General features: G+C 53.5%; 15 protein-coding genes. 4 read left to right on the top strand and 11 right to left on the bottom strand.

Annotated elements, in window-relative coordinates; genetic code table 11:
• The first annotated feature begins 35 nt into the window (after positions 1 to 35).
• Positions 36 to 470 carry a metal-dependent transcriptional regulator gene (locus tag MVK60_RS03265; protein WP_297436407.1) on the top strand — a complete coding sequence of 145 codons (435 nt, stop codon included), beginning with the start codon at positions 36 to 38 and terminating at the stop codon, positions 468 to 470.
• Between the two features lie 71 nt (positions 471 to 541).
• Here the strand turns inward: MVK60_RS03265 and MVK60_RS03260 are convergent, their stop codons facing one another.
• The 3 genes from MVK60_RS03260 to MVK60_RS03250 form a co-directional block, all read right to left on the bottom strand.
• Positions 542 to 1,867: an NCS2 family permease gene (locus MVK60_RS03260; RefSeq protein ID WP_297436405.1), complete on the bottom strand. Its 1,326-nt coding sequence runs from the start codon at positions 1,865 to 1,867 to the stop codon at positions 542 to 544.
• Between the two features lie 88 nt (positions 1,868 to 1,955).
• Positions 1,956 to 2,957, bottom strand: coding sequence for an ABC transporter ATP-binding protein (locus MVK60_RS03255; RefSeq protein ID WP_297436403.1), 1,002 nt, complete (start codon positions 2,955 to 2,957; stop codon positions 1,956 to 1,958).
• Positions 2,951 to 4,576 carry an iron ABC transporter permease gene (locus tag MVK60_RS03250; RefSeq protein ID WP_297436401.1) on the bottom strand — a complete coding sequence of 542 codons (1,626 nt, stop codon included), beginning with the start codon at positions 4,574 to 4,576 and terminating at the stop codon, positions 2,951 to 2,953. The genes MVK60_RS03255 and MVK60_RS03250 overlap by 7 nt, the downstream gene beginning before the upstream one ends.
• Positions 4,577 to 4,989: 413 nt before the next feature.
• Here MVK60_RS03250 and MVK60_RS03245 point away from each other — a divergent pair, with 413 nt between their 5' ends.
• Positions 4,990 to 6,597 carry a radical SAM protein gene (locus tag MVK60_RS03245; protein ID WP_297436520.1) on the top strand — a complete coding sequence of 536 codons (1,608 nt, stop codon included), beginning with the start codon at positions 4,990 to 4,992 and terminating at the stop codon, positions 6,595 to 6,597.
• On the opposite strand, the gene MVK60_RS03240 is transcribed toward MVK60_RS03245, so the two are convergent.
• From MVK60_RS03240 to MVK60_RS03225, 4 genes are read right to left on the bottom strand one after another with little or no spacing between them, the layout of a single operon-like run.
• A complete protein-coding gene (locus MVK60_RS03240; protein WP_297436517.1) occupies positions 6,594 to 7,439 on the bottom strand; it encodes a deoxyribonuclease IV in 846 nt (281 codons plus the stop codon). The two genes, MVK60_RS03245 and MVK60_RS03240, sit on opposite strands and share 4 nt — an antisense overlap.
• 41 nt (positions 7,440 to 7,480) lie before the next feature.
• Positions 7,481 to 8,539, bottom strand: a complete 1,059-nt coding sequence (locus MVK60_RS03235; protein ID WP_297436399.1) for a hypothetical protein — start codon at positions 8,537 to 8,539, stop codon at positions 7,481 to 7,483.
• Positions 8,517 to 9,641, bottom strand: a complete 1,125-nt coding sequence (locus MVK60_RS03230; protein WP_297436397.1) for a DUF373 family protein — start codon at positions 9,639 to 9,641, stop codon at positions 8,517 to 8,519. Before MVK60_RS03230 ends, MVK60_RS03235 begins: the two co-directional genes overlap by 23 nt.
• 7 nt (positions 9,642 to 9,648) lie before the next feature.
• Entirely contained in the window at positions 9,649 to 9,960 is a 312-nt protein-coding gene (locus MVK60_RS03225) for an MTH1187 family thiamine-binding protein (RefSeq protein ID WP_297436515.1), read from the bottom strand.
• A 93-nt stretch (positions 9,961 to 10,053) separates the two neighbouring features.
• On the opposite strand from MVK60_RS03225, the gene MVK60_RS03220 reads away from it, so the two are divergent.
• Positions 10,054 to 10,671 (top strand): TIGR00296 family protein, encoded by a 618-nt coding sequence (locus tag MVK60_RS03220; protein ID WP_297436395.1) that lies wholly within the window; start codon positions 10,054 to 10,056, stop codon positions 10,669 to 10,671.
• Positions 10,672 to 10,682: 11 nt separating this feature from the next.
• Here MVK60_RS03220 and MVK60_RS03215 read toward each other — a convergent pair whose 3' ends face one another.
• Complete coding sequence (locus MVK60_RS03215; RefSeq protein ID WP_297436392.1) at positions 10,683 to 11,204, bottom strand: hypothetical protein; 522 nt, start codon at positions 11,202 to 11,204, stop codon at positions 10,683 to 10,685.
• 276 nt (positions 11,205 to 11,480) lie between these two features.
• On the bottom strand, positions 11,481 to 12,836 hold the full coding sequence (locus tag MVK60_RS03210; RefSeq protein WP_297436390.1) for an RsmB/NOP family class I SAM-dependent RNA methyltransferase: 1,356 nt from the start codon (positions 12,834 to 12,836) through the stop codon (positions 11,481 to 11,483).
• Between the two features lie 93 nt (positions 12,837 to 12,929).
• Between MVK60_RS03210 and MVK60_RS03205 the strand changes: the two genes are divergently transcribed.
• Positions 12,930 to 15,257: a DNA polymerase gene (locus MVK60_RS03205; protein WP_297436513.1), complete on the top strand. Its 2,328-nt coding sequence runs from the start codon at positions 12,930 to 12,932 to the stop codon at positions 15,255 to 15,257.
• A gap of 3 nt (positions 15,258 to 15,260) precedes the next feature.
• On the opposite strand, the gene MVK60_RS03200 is transcribed toward MVK60_RS03205, so the two are convergent.
• Positions 15,261 to 15,974 (bottom strand): HAD family hydrolase, encoded by a 714-nt coding sequence (locus MVK60_RS03200; protein ID WP_297436511.1) that lies wholly within the window; start codon positions 15,972 to 15,974, stop codon positions 15,261 to 15,263.
• Positions 15,975 to 16,015: 41 nt separating this feature from the next.
• Positions 16,016 to 16,751, bottom strand: a 736-nt coding sequence (locus tag MVK60_RS03195; RefSeq protein ID WP_297436388.1) for a DUF3226 domain-containing protein, incomplete at its 5' end; no start/stop codon positions are given.

Here is a 16,751-nt window from a genome sequence, read left to right as displayed (position 1 = left end):
AAATATTTTTGGGTAACCTAACCAAGGTGAGGTCTGTGACCGTAAGCAAAAGAGAGGAGGAGTACCTTGAAACCATGTACATCCTCCACAAAAACAAGGGTGTAATACGGATTAAGGACATTGCCAGAACGATGCGCGTTAAACCACCGAGCGTTGTGGATGCCCTGAAGAGACTCGCCGAGAAGGGTTTTGTGGAGTACGAGAAATACGATAGGATTCTCCTGACCGAGGAGGGAAAGGGGCTCGCGGAAACTATCTATTCAAAGCACCTCTTGCTGACCCAGTTCTTCATCGATATACTGGGTATCCCGCCCGAGGTGGCGGAGCAGGACGCGTGTCAGTTCGAGCACTACGTCCACGAGATAACGGTCAGGAGGATGAGGGAATTCGCCCGTTTTATTCAGGAGCAGTGCCCCTACGTCCTCAAGCAGTTCTTAAAGGAAAAACAAGGGGATGAACCTTCCGAGTGAAGTCCGTTTGCTTCTCTGACTTTCTCTGCTTTCATTATTTTACGCCTCATAACAAACGTCAAAAGAATAAATCAGGCGAGATAGGCAAAATACGCGGCAAATATCACCGCCAAGGCGTACATGATTGGATGTACCTCCTTCCAGCGCCCGCTGAAAACTTTTAGCACCGTGTAGCTTATGAACCCCAGGCCGATTCCTATGGATATTGAGTACGTGAAGGGTATGGCCATCAGCACGAGGAACGCGGGCAGTGCTTCGGTGTGGTCGCCGAAGTCAACCTCCTTCAGCGCACTGAGCATGTAGTATCCGACTATCACCAGTGCGGGTGCCGTCGCGAACGCCGGAATAGCTCCGGCCAGGGGAGCTATGAAGAGCCCTATGCCGAGGAAGAGGGCGCCCGTGATCAATGCGGTCATTCCGCTTCTTCCGCCTTCCTCGATTCCGGCGGCGCTCTCGATGTATGTGGTGACCGTTGAGGTTCCCAGAACCGCACCCAATGTGGTGCCTATAGCATCCGTTAGGAGGATTTTCTCCGCATCCGGGATCTTCCCCTCCTCCGTGAGATAGCCGGCTTTGGCACTTAGACCCGTCACGGTCCCTATGGTGTCAAAGAAATCGACCATAAAGAAGGCAAATATGACCCCCAGGGCCCCTACGTTCAGAAGGCCGTGGATGTCCATTTTCATGAACGTGTAACTGAGGGTTGGCGTCGAGAACAACGTATGGGGCCAGGGGGCTGCTTTTGTAATCCAACCCAATACACTGGTGCTTAGTATCGAGATTAGAAGTGCTCCCTTTACGCGCATGGAGATCAGTACCCCCGTTAAGAACAACCCGAAGAAGAAAAGAAGCCCCGCTCTGGTGGAGAGGACCTGCGCATGTAGCCCCGTGAATTGAAGGACTCCGCCTGAAGTCGTGGCGCTTATGAGTCCAATATCATTGAGCCCTATGAACGTCAGAAAGAGACCTATTCCAGCACCGACCGCGTATTTCTGACTTAGGGGGATCGCGTGGATTATCGCGCTCCTGACCTTGGTCACGCTCAGGATCATGAACACTATGCCCTCCACGAAAACCGCCGCAAGTGCCACCTGCCAGCTGTATCCCATTCCTTTAACGACGCTGTAGGCGAAGTAGCCGTTCAGGCCCATTCCGGGGGCAAGGGCGAAAGGTTTTTTGGCGTAAAGGGCCATTATTATCGTGGTTATCCCCGCCGAGAGAGCGGTTACCGTCACAAGGCTGTCAAATGCGCCCTTTCCCATAGCGACGCTCAGTATCTGAGGGTTGACGAATAGGATGTACGCCATCGTCATGAAGGTTGTTATACCCGCCAAAACCTCCGTTCTCATGTTAGTGTCGTAGCGTTCAAATTCAAAGTAGTTCTCCAGCCATCCCATCTTGTTCCCTCCGGTTTATTGACTGATATCTGCTAATAAACGTGTTTTTTAAAGCTTTTTTATACAATTTTTTGTAAAAACATGGGAGTTAAATCGTGGAGAAAGAGAGTACCTCCAGGTCAACATCCTTCGGCGGTTCATCTATTGAAAATGGCAGTTCATGTAGGAACCGTTCCGCCAGTATTGTGTTCCCCTCCACGTCAATCTTCAGGCGCACCCTACCTGGTAGAAGCTCGTAGTCGATTATCCTCCCCGTTTTTCCGGGTTTTATGTACACGCTCTCTGGTCTGAAGAAGAGGCGAACACTTCCCTCCTTTTCAACTTTGAAGCACAGTCTCCCCAGGCAAGCCCTTCCGTTCTCAGCTTCGAGCTTCAGTATGTTGCTGAGGCCGAGAAAACGGGCCACGAACTCAGTCTTTGGGCGATAGTAAAGCTCCAGAGGTTTTCCGACCTGTTCGACGGTTCCGACGTTCATGACGGCGATCCTGTCGCTTATAGCCATCGCCTCCTCCTGATCGTGGGTGACGTATATCGTCGTTATCCCGAGCTCCCGCTGGATCCTCCTTACCTCTCCCCTGAGCTTCTCACGGATCTTTGCGTCGAGGTTGCTTAGAGGCTCATCCAGAAGGAGAACCTCAGGCTCGACTACAAGGGCCCTCGCGAGTGCAACGCGCTGCTGCTGACCGCCGGAGAGCTGCTCTGGATATCTGTTCTCCATCCCCCTCAAACCGACTAGCTCAAGTGCCCGCTTCACACGCTCCTCCGTTTCCCTCCTGGGGACCCTTCTCATCTCCAGTCCGAAGGAGACGTTTTTAAAAACGGTCATATGTGGAAAGAGGGCGTAGTCCTGGAATACTATTCCTATCCCGCGCTCGTAGGGGGGAACTTCGTTCATCCGTATTCCATCAAAGAGTATTTCTCCCCCCTCCGGCCTATCAAACCCTGCTATTATTCTCAGTGTCGTGGTCTTCCCACATCCGCTTGGCCCGAGCAGGGTGAGGAATTCCCCATCCCGAGCCCCCAGGTGGTTTATCCTGAGCCTGAAGTCTTCCCACTTCTTCTCGACGTTTCGAAGTTCGACCGTTACCATACCTCTTCCCCTACCCTCTCTATAACCACGAAGCTTAGCGCCGAGAGCACCATCAGCATGACGGATAACGCGGAGGCGCTTCCAAACTGGCGGGAGCCCAGGAACCTGTAGACCGCTACCGCCATGGTCGTGTACTCCGGTTTGGCCAGCATGTAGGTGGCACCGAGCTCGGCTATGCTCATGGCGAAGGCGAATATGGCGCCGACTATCACTCCGCCAATGGCGATGGGCAGCTCAACCTTCAGGAACGCCCTCCACTCCCTTGCTCCGAGGCTCAGCGCCGCCTCAAACAGGTTGGGTTTTATCTTCCTCAGCGCCATTGAGACGGAGCGCAGCACGAAGGGATACGCGATCACCGTATGGGCTATGGCCACTATGGCCGCCGTGTAATAAAGGGGAGTTGAATGGAAAACTTTGATGTACCCGAGGGCCAACGTCACCGGCGAGCTAGCAAGGGGCAACATGACCAGTACATCGAACAGCCTTTTTCCGCGGAAGTTCCAGCGGTGGAGGATGTAAGCTACCGGAAGGACCACCAGTGTTGAGAGGAGCACGGTTGAGATGCCAAAGGCCAGGGAATTCCTTATCGTTACCATCGTGCTGGCCCCAAACATGGGGTTGTACTCTGGTGAGAAGACCCTCCTGTACCACTCCAGAGACCAGCTCCCCTGGAACCGGAGCGAGTCGTAGAGGACTGCCAGGAGAGGCGCAACTATAAAGAGGAACACGATGAGGGAATACGCAGCCATCAAGAGCCCTTTGATGCTCAGAAGGTCTTTCCATCTAAAACCAGCGGGTTTCTGGAATATCCTTTGCTCCTCCCGTTTGGAATACGCCTCCAGACTCCTCAGGTAGAGGTACATAAAAACCGCGCTCAGTGTTATCTGAATAAGTGCCAGGGCCGCCCCCGTCTTGAAGTCGAGGAGGGTCATCACCTGCGTGAATATATCCACCTCCATCGTAGCGTACTGGTAGCCGCCGATTATCAGGGGAATTGAAAAGCTCAAGAAGCAGAACACGAAAGTGAGCATGGCCGAGGCAAAGATCGCGGGGGAGATCATCGGCAGGGTCACCCTCCAGAACAGCCTCCATCCCCTTGCCCCAAGCGCCATGGCCGCCTCCTCGTAGTGGGGGTTGATGCGTTGCCAGAGGGAGGAAACCATCCTGATAACTATGGGGAAGTTGTAGAACGCGTGGGCTAGGAGTATGGCCTTCCACGAGTACAGGATACCAAGATCACGGCCCAAAAGTTCGGTTACGAAGCCGTTCTTTCCAAAGAGAAGGATGTAGCCCAGGGCCACCATTACGCTGGGCATCACGAACGGAACGGTCAGGAAAGCTTTTATTGTGCGTTTTCCTGGAAAATCATACTTTGCGAAGATGTACGCTCCGGGGAGGCCGAGGGCAAGTGTCAGGAGGGTGGAGGCGATTGCCTGCTCCACGGTGAAGGCTATGACGTGCCTGTGGTACCCGTTGGAGAGAACCTCACCGAGATACCGCAGGGTTGGCTCCCCATCCCACAGACCGGTTTTTACTATGCTGACTAACGGGATGTAGAAGAAAATCAGCAGGAACACCAGTGGCATCAGGAGGAGTACCTTGAAAGGCTTTAACCCCATGCTCACAACTCGGTTGTGATGGTTTATAAGCCTTGATTGAGCAAAGGTGTTGCTCCTGTGGTGTCATGAGGGCTCCATAATAGGGGATAACCTATGTGTAAATCGGTGTTGCGGGTGCTTAATAAGATTTTATGGGGAAGGCCGGCAGGGTGGAGGATACAGTTGTTGTTGGGTCGTTGAAATTGAAGGCGAACACGGATCCGGCCCCTGTTTAGCGGACTAACGCGGGAAACAGCTTACGTTGGATACATCCCTTCTCCGAGGTGCTCTCAAAGTTCCTCATCGTTAGTTCATGCTTCTTATTACATTAGTTAAAGGTTAAAACGAAAAGAATTCATGATGCAACTGTGTATAGCCTGCAGATGAGAAATTCTTAAATATGCAATTTTTACTTCATGTCTATGGTGATTGAGATGGCGAGGGTGGTCCTGACGACGGACGAGACCCTGACGAGCACGTACCACGACGTCCCCCTGCTGGACTTCCTTGGCTGTGCACCCTATGACAAACTTCCCCGATGGGTTTTCAGGCTCATGGACACCCAGCTCCCGGACGAGGACGGCGTTTTAACGCAGGCTCCTTACGGGCTGAGGAAAATAGAGGCAGCCCTGCTGAGGGACGGCTTCCTGAGGGATGAAGTGATAGTCGCCCACCCGAGGAAGGTTGAGCGCTTCATAGGTGAGGACACCACGGTGGTTTCCCTCTACGAGATGGACCCCCTCGGTCTTGGCCCGGTGAGCATGATGTTCACCAACGGCGGCCAGTGGAGGAACTACACGAGCGTCAAGTTCAGGGGGCTCGTCGAGAGGATTAACCGCGTGAGGGAAAGGAAGGGCTTGAAGTTCAAACTCGTCGTGGGGGGTCCTGGGGCTTGGCAGCTCGACTTTAGGAGGGAGGAGTGCGAGAGGCTCAATATAGACCACGTAATTATTGGGGAAGGTGACCACATCGCTGGAAAGCTCTTTAGGGAAATAGAGAGTGGGAGCGCCGACGAGACGATAGTGGTAAAGACTTGGCCGAGGGTTGAGCAGATTCCAACCATCGTCGCCCCCTCCTACAAGGGGCTGGTGGAGGTCATGCGGGGCTGTGGGCGTGGTTGTCGCTTCTGCGAACCAAATCTGAGGGTCGCACGCTTTATCCCGCTGCAGAAAATCGGGGAGGAAATAGCGCTCAACGTCAGTGCAGGGATAGACCACGCATGGCTCCACAGCGAGGACATCTTTCTTTACAAGGTAGAGGACAGGAAGAACTTCTACCCCAACGCGGATGCTGTGGTTGAGCTGTTTGCGACCGCGAGGAAGTACACGAGGAACGTCAATCCAACACACGGGACCGTTGCGGCGGCTTTAGCTGCTCCGGGCATGGTAGAAGCAATCTCGGAGATGGTTGACGCCGGTCCAAACCACTGGATAGGCATACAGGCCGGCTTCGAAACCGCCGCCCCGGAACTCATTGGAAAGTATATGAACAACAAGATGAAGCCGTTCTCCCCCGAGGAGTGGCCCTGGGTTCTCCTCAACGGAACCTACGTCTTCAACAGGAACTACTGGTTCCCGGCTTACACGACGATACTTGGTCTCCCGGGAGATACCGACGAATACGAGATAGAAACGGCCCGGCTGATTGTCACGATGGAGAGGGAACTCGAGGAGAAGCTCGGCAACAGGGCGCACTTCACCGTGACTCCCCTTGCATTCGTGCCCATGGGCCTTCTGAGGGGCGAGGAATTCTACCGCATCGAGGACATGATAACCTACGGACAGTTCCTACACCTCTACTACGCCTGGAAACACCTGGCGAAGGAAGTCATAAGGGGCCTGCCGCACATCCTCAGAGGTAATCCCTTCCTCATACCCTTTTACCCCCTCGCGCGCTTCGGTGTGAGGGTCGTCCTCAGGCAGATAGAAAAGTGGGGTAAGAGAAAAGGCTATGAGGTCAGGCCCCTCGAACCACTCGATTTGCACATCGAGGTCGAGGAGCACCGATGGTACAGCCAGCCGAGTCTAGCTGAGGCCTATTAGGCCTTTGTCTTCTCATACTTCCTCTTCATCAGGAGGGCGTCCTCCTCGATGTTGGGGCTCTCGCTTATGACGACGCCCTTGACCCCGAACTCCTTTAGGACTTTTAAAAGGTTCTCCCACTCCATGTCGCTCTCCCTGAGGGGGAGGTGCCTCCTCTCGCCCTTCTCGGTGTACTCTATGCCGGACATGTGGATGTGCATGCTATCCAGGGCCTCCCTTCCGAGCCGATCCTCCATAAGGGAGAGCATCTCGCGCCACTCCTCAATGGAGTTGCATTTGCCCCTGTTCCTTGCGTGGGCATGTGCGAAGTCTATCGTCGGCAGAACCATCTCAAGCTCCTCGCTGAGCTTCACTATCTCCTCTAGGTCTCCGAACTGGGTGGGTTTTCCAGTGAGCTCCGGCCTCAACCAGACCTTCACCCCTCTGTCCATGAGTTTCTTTTCGATGTCCCGAAGGGCCTCAAGTATCCTCTGGTAAACAATTCCGGGGGGTTGCTTGAGGTAGTACCCGGCGTGGAAGACGACGCTCCAGCCACCGGCGTCGTGGAGCCTTTCGGCGCTCTGGATTATCCTGTTCTTGCTCGCCTCGATCTTGGCCTTTTCCGCCGCGTTGAGGTTTATGTAGTAGGGCGCGTGGGCGGTGAGCAGAACATCGTGCTTCTTCGCTACGTAATTTATCTTCTTGGCGAGCTCTGACTTGAGGTTTACTCCCCTGACGAACTCCATCTCCATCGCATCAAGCCCTAGGTCCCTCACACGGGCTATTCCGTCAACGGTTGAGCGTTTTGGCGTTGAGATTGGTATCCCAGCTGTTCCGAAGCGAAGGCGGTCAACCCTGAACATCTCCACCACCTAATTCAATTAGGGAAGCCTAATTTATAAGCCTACCGTTCGATTTTCTCTCCCAGTACTACCTCCAGTCTGGCCAGCACCCCTTCGAGCTGGGTCTCTAGGTGCTCCAGCTGGTGTCTGAGCTTTCTGATCTCAGCCTCTTTCTCCTCTATCTTCCTCTCGAGTTCCCAGATCTCCTTTTCTCTGGTGGCCCCCTCTTCGAGAATCCGGTCCTTTCTTTCCTGGAGCGTTTCAAGTTTCCTACGTCTCTCTTTTATGGCCTCCGCTTTCTCGGGTAGATGTTTGAGCAGCCAGTTTGCGGTTTTCCTGTGCTTGTCATCCAGATCGTTCAGGATTTTCTTTATCAGGCTGATGAATTCGTCCGGGTTTTCGATGGCCGTTCCGCTGTTCTTCAGGAACTCGTCTGCGAACCCACCCAAGCGCATCCGTTTTAGGGGTTTATGAAGTTTGGACGCTTTTGACCGCACTTCCAGCTCTATCCGTCTTGCGTCCGCATTGAGGGACGCTATTTCCTCTTCCAATTTGTCAAGTCCCTTCTCACGATAGAAGTTCCGCAGTTCGTTTCTTTTCCTCTCTACAACTTCCCTCAGCTGGTCCCTATCCCTCCTGGCTTCCTCAAGGAGCTCCTGTATCCCCCTCTCCTCCTCCAGAAGCAGTTCCGGTTCAACATCCCCAAGGCCTCCCGCCATGACCTCCCCATAGTACTCTGCGTAATCCTCGCTGAGCTCCTTTAAGAGCCTGTTTATGGTGTATATGTCCTTTTCGAACACTATGAGGAGATATTTGCCGTGCCCGACGTGGAGCTTTGCCAGGTCGGGCAGACGTTTTCCAAGGTCGTCTATGTCTCCAACGCTTTCAAGGGCATGTCTCAAGGCCCTGACGTAGTTCCGCCGGTCGTTCTCCACCAGTCTCGCGACCTGCTCATCAACGTCCTTGGGAAGCCGCTTCTTCTCCAGTTTATCGATCCTTTTGAGTATCTCTTTTATCTTTTTCTTTATCCGTTTGTTGTGTTTTTCCTTCAATTTTTGAATCCTGCGTTCTTCTTCCTCCTTCATCCTCCGGTACTCGTTAAGTGCCTGTTCCAGCTTCAACTTTCTCCCATCCCCTAACTTTTCCTCTCAGGTACATCCCAACCAAAACGCTGAACCCAATATCCACAACGGCTATTATAACCTTTGTGAACACGTTTATATCCGAGAAAGTGAGTATTGCCATCGCGTACCTCGTCGTTAGGTCTATAGTTACCCACAGTGCCGGCATCGTGAGAAGCGCGGAGACGTAGTACCAGATGTGAGCATCCTTCTTCAGGTACGCCTGTATAATGCGCCCCGTGATCACGACGGAGATTCCGACCACGAGCGAGGCTCCCAGGGCGTTTATGTATATCAGAACCTGTAACAGGGGTGTTCCGGGTAGCCTGCCAAGGATCCCCTCTGCGTAAGTTTCCAGGCTGAAATAAGCGTTTATTGCGCCGCCGGTTATTATAAGGAGCCCGGCCACAACCGAGACCACGAATATAAACTGCTTTGACAGGACCTCCCGGACGTTAAACCGGAATCCCTTGACGAAGAAGTACCCCCCAACTAGAAGTAGAATCGCCCCCGTAACAGCCGCCGAGACCAGTTTCACACTGTTCGGATACCACACTCCCACCAGACGGGCTATGCCATACAGGAGAAGCACCATGCCCGGTATTCCCAGGACTACCTTGGCCACCTCTGGATCGCTCAGTATCTCCTTCAGATAGCGGTAGAGTATGTAGTAGGTTGTCTCGATGCTCTCACTCTGCTTGACGACCACGCGGTGCGAGCTGATTATCGGGATTTTGGACGTGATTATCGGGAATATTTGTTCGTCTTCGGCGCCATCTGTGACGGGGATAACTCCGTCGGCTGAGAACTCCGTTAGAACCTTATCCAACTGCTTCGACAGTTCAACGTCGCTCTTGACACCTACCTTGGGGTGACCGGTTATGAGTGCCACCTCAACCTCATCGAAATCCCCCTTCTCCCTCAGCTCATCGGCGAGCTTAACGGCTGCGTAAACGACGTTGGCGTCGCTGTCCTCGGGATCGGCCAGACTCAGCTTTAGGGCGGCATCTACACATGCATCCCTGCCTATCACCGGCCCTTTAACGCCCGCCTTCTTCCCAAAGTCATCGTCTCGGTCTATGGCAAGCACGAGCGTTTTCATACCCCACTCATCCTCCTCCCTCTCCGGAGAGCTTTTCGAGTACGGACTTCACCTTGTCCTCCATGTGCCTCTCCCTGTCCCGTCTATCATCTATCCGGACGGTTGTTGAGACCCGCCTAGCACCCAACCGGAACATTACCTCGTGGGCTTCTCGGATCACATCAAACGCTTCCTCCACGGTTGGGACTTCCATCACGGTTGACATGGGAGTCAGTTGGTATTTAACACCCTTCCTCTCTAAAAGCTTTACTACCTCCGCCACGTATCCACTGAGGCTCTCCTCTCCCAGAGGGACTATAACGAACTCAACTATCACCACTTTCGACACCCGACTTAACTTTTTTCGGCAATTTTTTAAGCTTTGCGGGAAAGATAGATAACCTTTGAGGTGAATTGTAGTAGGGGTGAGCCGATGAACGTGATCAGGGATGAGTGGGGGGAGTTCCTCGTTAGGCTCGCGAGGAGGGCTGTAGAGGAGTACGTTAGAAGCGGCAGGACGATAAAACCGCCAGGAGATACTCCTCCAGAGTTATGGGAGAAGATGGGCGTCTTCGTGACTCTCAACAAGCGCCATGCACCGCCCCAGATGGCCCTTAGGGGATGCATAGGTTTTCCCCTGCCGATTTACCCACTGGTGGAAGCAACTATTAAAGCCGCCATATACGCCGCCGTTGACGACCCGCGCTTCCCACCGGTGAGGGAGAGCGAACTGGACGACTTAACGGTGGAGGTCAGCGTTCTGACGCCCCCTGAGTCAATTGAGGGGCCGCCGGAGGAAAGGCCGAAGAAGATTAAGGTTGGCAGGGACGGGTTGATAATCGAAAAGGGCATTTACTCCGGTTTACTGCTCCCACAGGTTCCGATAGAGTGGGGCTGGGACGAGGAGGAGTTTCTGGCCCAGACCTGCTGGAAGGCCGGATTGCCTCCCGACTGCTGGCTCGATGAGGACACGAAGGTCTACAAATTTACTGCAGAGATTTTTGAAGAAGAGTATCCACACGGCCCTGTGAAGAGGAAGCCGCTGGTTTAGAAAGAAAAAAGTCAAACGGGATACCTGTTGAAGGGCCTGTAGTGAACTTTCCGCCCTATCATGAGGAAGAGGGTAGCAAAAACCAAAATTAGCCCTATCAGTCCCAAAGCCCTAGCAACGTCCCCCATGTGAGTATGGGGGAATACAATCACTGCTATGACGAATCCAACTATTGCACCGAGCCAGGCGTACATGAAGGCTGACATGCTCGGAAGGAGTTCCTCGCGGTAAATCAGAGCGAGAGCTCCCACTGTAAACGTTACGAACGTGTTAACGGCGAGGGGAACGCTAAGAGGTGCTATGATCAGGGAGAGGATTGCTATAAGACCAACTAGAACGAGTGCCCTCCTAGTTCTCTCGTTGCTCTTCTTCCTTGCAAGCCAGAGTGCCAAAAACACAGCAAAGGCAACCACCGAGATGCCAAGGACGTGTATCTTTGAAGCTTTTAAGATCCTGATGAAATACACGGATAACAGCGCTGAAAGTATTCCAGAGTACACCACTCCTTTAATGGCCTCGTTCATTTTTATCATCCCCTTTGTTGTTTTTAGGTTTTAAAAAATAATGAAAATTTCGCATTGTCTCCCCAAAGTTTCTCGCTATATACTCAGAATTTAGATTATAAAGAGTTTTCGTAAACAATAGGGTTATAAGAAACTAAACACTCACGGAGTTCCCTCTAAATCCTTTTAATTTCTTTTTCCTCTTTTTTGGGAAGGCGATGTGTCCTAAATAAAGTTGTCTAGTGCAAACACCTCATTTAACCGCGAAACCACGCTTTCCATGTGTTGATGTTGGGGAGAGCAGTTTTACCCCTTCCCCATCTTCGCTATGAAGAAGCTGTTGCAGTCGTGCCTGTGCGTCCACGCTCTAAAGACCCTATCGCCGATTTCAAGGAAGCCCCTATCGCCCCAGCCGAAAGGATAGTCCATCAGCTCAAGCCCGACCCTCTCAACGGCAAACAGAACGTTCTCCTCGTCCTCGTCGATCCTGACCGAGCACGTGGAGTAGGTCATCTCACCGCCTTCTCTGAGGTTCTCGTAGGCGTTCCTCAGCATGTTTCGCTGGACGTTTATGATGCGCTTGATTTTCTCCTCGTTGAAGCGCCACTTCACCTCGGGGAACTGCCGATAGGTTCCGGAGCTTGAGCACGGCGCATCGAGGATGATTTTGTCGAACTTGCTCTTATCCCTAAAGCTCTGGCCGTCCGCATGAGCCAGCCTGACGTTTTTGATTTCGAGGAGTTTCATCTTCTCCCTCATGCGCATGAGCCTGTCGTAGGAGTAGTCAACGGCGATTATCTCTCCTTTGTTCTCCATTAGAGCAGCGACGTGGAAGGTCTTGCTCCCCGGTGCGGCCGCTAAATCGAGGACCTTCTCACCGGGTTCAGGGGCCAAAACGTGGGCGACGTAGGCAGAAGCCAAATCCTGGATAACGAACTTCCCTTCCTTATACCAGTCGAGCCTCGTTACCGGAGTCCTGTATTCGAGGACCTTCAGCACGTCCGGAACGGGAGTTAAGGCCGTCCTCACGCCGTTCTCCTCAAGGTAGTCCCTCAGGGAGTCCACGTCGGTCTTGAAGGTGTTTGCCCTGACGTAATAGCACTGCGGCCTGTTGTTGCTCAGGAGCAACCTAACTGCCTCATCGTAGCCCAAAAGCTCCACCGCGTACTCGACGTACCACCGGGGGTGCGAGAAGCGGACTGAGAGCCACTCGATTCTGTCACGCTCCTTGAGTTTCTTAAGTGCCCTCTCAACGTCGAACTTCTCTATCGAGTGCATCAGCGCGTTAACGAACTTCGCCCTTGAGAAATCAAAGCGCTCCTTAACGACGCGGATTATAGAGTCTGTGGCTATAGCGGGCGGAACCTTTCGGAAGTGGATTTCGAAGGTACCTATGCGGAGGAGATTAGCGAGATAGGGGTCGAGGTCTTCTAAGCTTGAGCCTTTGAGGACGGAGTTTATTATGAAGTCTATCTTTTTTCTCCACTTCTCTATCTCGAAGACGTAGGCATGAGCCAGTCCGCGTGCCTTCCCACGGTCTTTCCCGGCTACCCGCTTAAAGACCTTCTCAAGGGCGTGCTTCGATGAGAGCTCGCGCTCCTCAACTAAGCTTAAAGCGTCTGCCACCACTTCCTGAAAGCTCACGCGGTAAAACAGCTCCATGGCTGGGGCTTTGAAGGGGAGTTTAAAAAGGTGGTGGTGTTGTCTAGGTGAGGTTTATTAGTCCTTAAGTCGAGAGTTCATCAGGTGTTCCTCATGATCCTCGATACGGACTACTTCACCGAGGATGGAAAGCCCGTTATAAGGATATTCAAGAAGGAGAACGGTGAGTTCAGTATAGACTACGACCGGGATTTCGAACCTTACATCTACGCCCTTCTGAGGGACGATTCTGCCATAGAGGACGTTAAGAAGGTAACGGCCGAGAGGCATGGGGTTGCAGTGAGAGTCAAGCGCGCTGAGAAGTTGGAGAAGAAGTTCCTCGGCAGACCGATAGAGGTCTGGAAGCTCTACTTCACTCATCCACAGGACGTTCCAGCGATAAGGGACAGAATACGGGAGCACCCCGCGGTTGTGGAAATCTACGAGTACGATGTGCCCTTTGCCAAGCGCTACCTCATAGACAAGGGACTGATCCCGATGGAGGGCGACGAGGAGCTCAAGATGATGTCCTTCGACATCGAGACGCTCTACCACGAGGGTGAGGAGTTCGCAGAGGGGCCGATCCTCATGATAAGCTACGCCGACGAGAACGAGGCGAGGGTCATAACGTGGAAGAAGATAGACCTGCCCTACGTTGACGTCGTCTCCACCGAGAAGGAGATGATTAAGCGCTTCCTCAAGGTCGTGAAGGATAAGGATTCCGATGTTCTCATAACCTACAACGGCGACAATTTTGACTTTGCCTATCTCAAGAAGCGGTGCGAGAAGCTCGGGATAAAGTTCGTCCTCGGGAGGGACGGGAGCGAGCCCAAAATCCAGCGCATGGGGGACAGGTTTGCCGTCGAGGTGAAGGGAAGAATTCACTTCGATCTCTACCCGGTGATAAGGCACACCGTCAATCTGCCAACATACACCCTTGAGGCGGTTTACGAGGCTATATTCGGAAAGCCCAAGGAAAAGGTCTACGCCGAGGAAATCGCGGCGGCGTGGGAAAGTGGGGAAGGGCTTGAGCGCGTCGCCAAGTATTCTATGGAGGATGCCAGGGCGACCTTTGAACTCGGCAGGGAGTTCCTTCCAATGGAAGCCCAGCTTTCGAGGTTGGTTGGTCAAAGCCTGTGGGACGTCTCTCGCTCAAGCACCGGCAACCTCGTTGAGTGGTTTCTCCTTCGGGCCGCATACCGGAGGAACGAACTGGCCCCCAACAAACCAGACGGCAGAGAACTCGCCCGGAGAAGGGGGGGCTACGCGGGGGGATACGTTAAAGAGCCTGAGAAAGGTCTTTGGACAAACATTGTCTATCTAGATTTTAGGGCTCTCTACCCCTCGATCATAATCACCCACAACGTCTCTCCGGACACGCTAAACCGCGAGGGCTGTAGGGGGTACGACACTGCCCCGCAGGTCGGTCACCGCTTTTGTAAAGACGTCCCGGGATTCATCCCGAGCCTTCTCGGCGACCTTTTGGAGGAGAGGCAGAAGATTAAGCGCAAAATGAAGGCCAGCATAGACCCACTGGAGAAGAAGCTCCTTGATTACAGGCAACACGCCATCAAGATCCTGGCCAATTCTTATTACGGCTACTACGGCTACGCTAAGGCCCGTTGGTACTGCAGGGAATGCGCCGAGAGTGTTACGGCATGGGGACGGCAGTACATCGAGACCACCATTCGGGAGATAGGGGAGAAGTTCGGCTTTAAAGTGCTCTACGCGGACACAGACGGCTTCTTCGCGACTATACCCGGGGCGGACGCTGAGACAGTCAAAAAGAAAGCCAGAGAGTTTCTTAAATACATCAACGCTAAGCTTCCCGGCCTCCTCGAACTCGAATACGAGGGCTTCTACGTCAGGGGGTTCTTCGTGACGAAGAAGAAATACGCGGTCATAGACGAGGAGGGCAAGATAACCACGCGCGGGCTTGAGATCGTCCGGCGCGACTGGAGTGAGATAGCCAAAGAGACCCAAGCGAGGGTTCTGGAGGCCCTCCTCCGGGACGGTAATGTGAAGGAGGCTGTGGAGATAGTTAAGGCCGTTACGGAAGACCTGACGAAATATCGCGTCCCCCTAGAAAGGCTCGTCATCCACGAGCAGATAACCAGAGAGCTGAAGGACTACAAAGCCACAGGCCCGCACGTGGCGATAGCGAAGCGGCTCCAGGCGCGGGGAATCAAGGTGAAGCCGGGCACGATAATAAGTTACGTGGTCCTGAAGGGCTCGGGGAAGATAAGCGACCGCGCCATCTTGGTCAGCGAGTACGACCCGAAAAGGCACAGGTACGATCCGGACTACTACATCGAGAACCAGGTTCTGCCGGCGGTTCTGAGGATTCTTGAGGCCTTCAACTACCGGGGGGAGGATCTGAGGTACCAGAAGACCAGGCAGACGGGTTTAGGGGCGTGGCTGAAGCCCAAGGGGAAGAAATGAGCGTCAAGCTCCTTCGCTAGCCCTCTTTTCTATCCTTTCCAGCACCTCTAAAATCCCCTCAACGGCCGGAACCTCAAAGCCCCTCTCGTGGATTCTCCTGGCCCCATCTGTCTCGGGATTTATCCAGACCGCCCAGAGGCCTGCTCTCAGCGCCCCCTCAAAGTCCTCCGCGTAGGTGTCGCCGATGTGAATTGCCTCTTCAGGTTCTATACCGAAGGTTTCGAGCGGTTTTCTGAAGGTTTCCGGCATCGGCTTGTAAGCCAGAACCTCGTCGGCGAAGAAGGTTTTGTCAATGTAGTCCATAAGCCCAAACCTTTCGAGCAAAAGGCGCGTGTAGGAGCCGGGCCAGAACATCACGTTGCCGGTCACTGTGGCCTTCAGGCCCTTTCTCTTAACGCCTTCAAGGGCTTCCTTTGCCCCGGGGAGGACTATCCCCTCATCGACCTTCAGAACTGCCCTGGCGGCGGCCCTCTTGACGAGCTCAACGTCCGTGCCCAAAAGCTCGGCGAGCATCTCCTGGCTATCTTCAAGTGCCCTCGAGGGATCACCCACTGTCCGGGCCCTCATTCGTTTTATCCTTTCACGCGTCAGCACCATTCCGTCGGCTACGTCGAGTATGCACGCCCCCATCAGCTTCGAGAGCTCAACGGCTAAGGAGTCGAGCATGACGTCGATGTCAAGGAGGGTGTTCCAGACGTCGAATGATACGAGTTTCATCTTCACCACCATCTGGAGGGGGTGTTGAGGTGAATAAAAACTCAACGCTCCTGAAATGCCAGGAAGCTCAGCCCCTCCATGAGCCCTGCCTCCCTAAGGACCGCTTTAAGGTTCCTGAAGCGGGAGCGCATGACGAAGAGCTCGTAGAAGCCCTCCAGGTTTCCCCAGTGTCCATAAACTGCCAGCGCCAGGTACATCGTCTCCTTGGGCTTCAATTTCTTTCCCATGCTCCTGTAGAGCGCCTCAAGGGCGGGTTTTATCCTGTCCAGAAGCCCCTCCCTCTCTATCAGGTGCAGCATCAGGTCTTCGACGGTGGGTTTTTTCCACTCAACCAGCTTATCCTCAAAGGGCAATCCTATCACGAGTGGAACCACTTCGGTTCCGCTGGTACGGTAGCCCCTGCCGCCCTTCACGGTTCTGAACTCTGACAGTTTTCCCAGTATCGACGCTAGTGCCGCCTCTCTATCCTCATCGACGTCCACTGCAGTTCCTATTCTATGCACCTGGAAATTGAAGGTCTCCATTGCCCTGAGGAAGTTTCCTAGGTTCCGTATAACCCCGGAGTTGCCTTCACTGGGTATTATTGCCAGGTAAACGTCTCCCCTCCTCATGAGGTCGAAGTTATCCCTCTCAAAGACGCGTTCGATGAACTTCAGCTTCCTGGGGGCGTTCCGGCTCTCCTTGAACTCGAAGAGCTTTTTAAACACGCCCTTGAAGAACTTCGCATCGGTCTTGCCCTCCACAAAAAGAACCGACACTGGCGCATCTCCTCCACTG

Origin of the sequence: Thermococcus sp. (genome assembly GCF_026988555.1) — an archaeon.
Lineage (GTDB): Archaea > Methanobacteriota_B > Thermococci > Thermococcales > Thermococcaceae > Thermococcus.
Note: the sequence above shows the minus strand (reverse complement) of the source record. Positions and strands in the feature narration are given on the sequence as shown.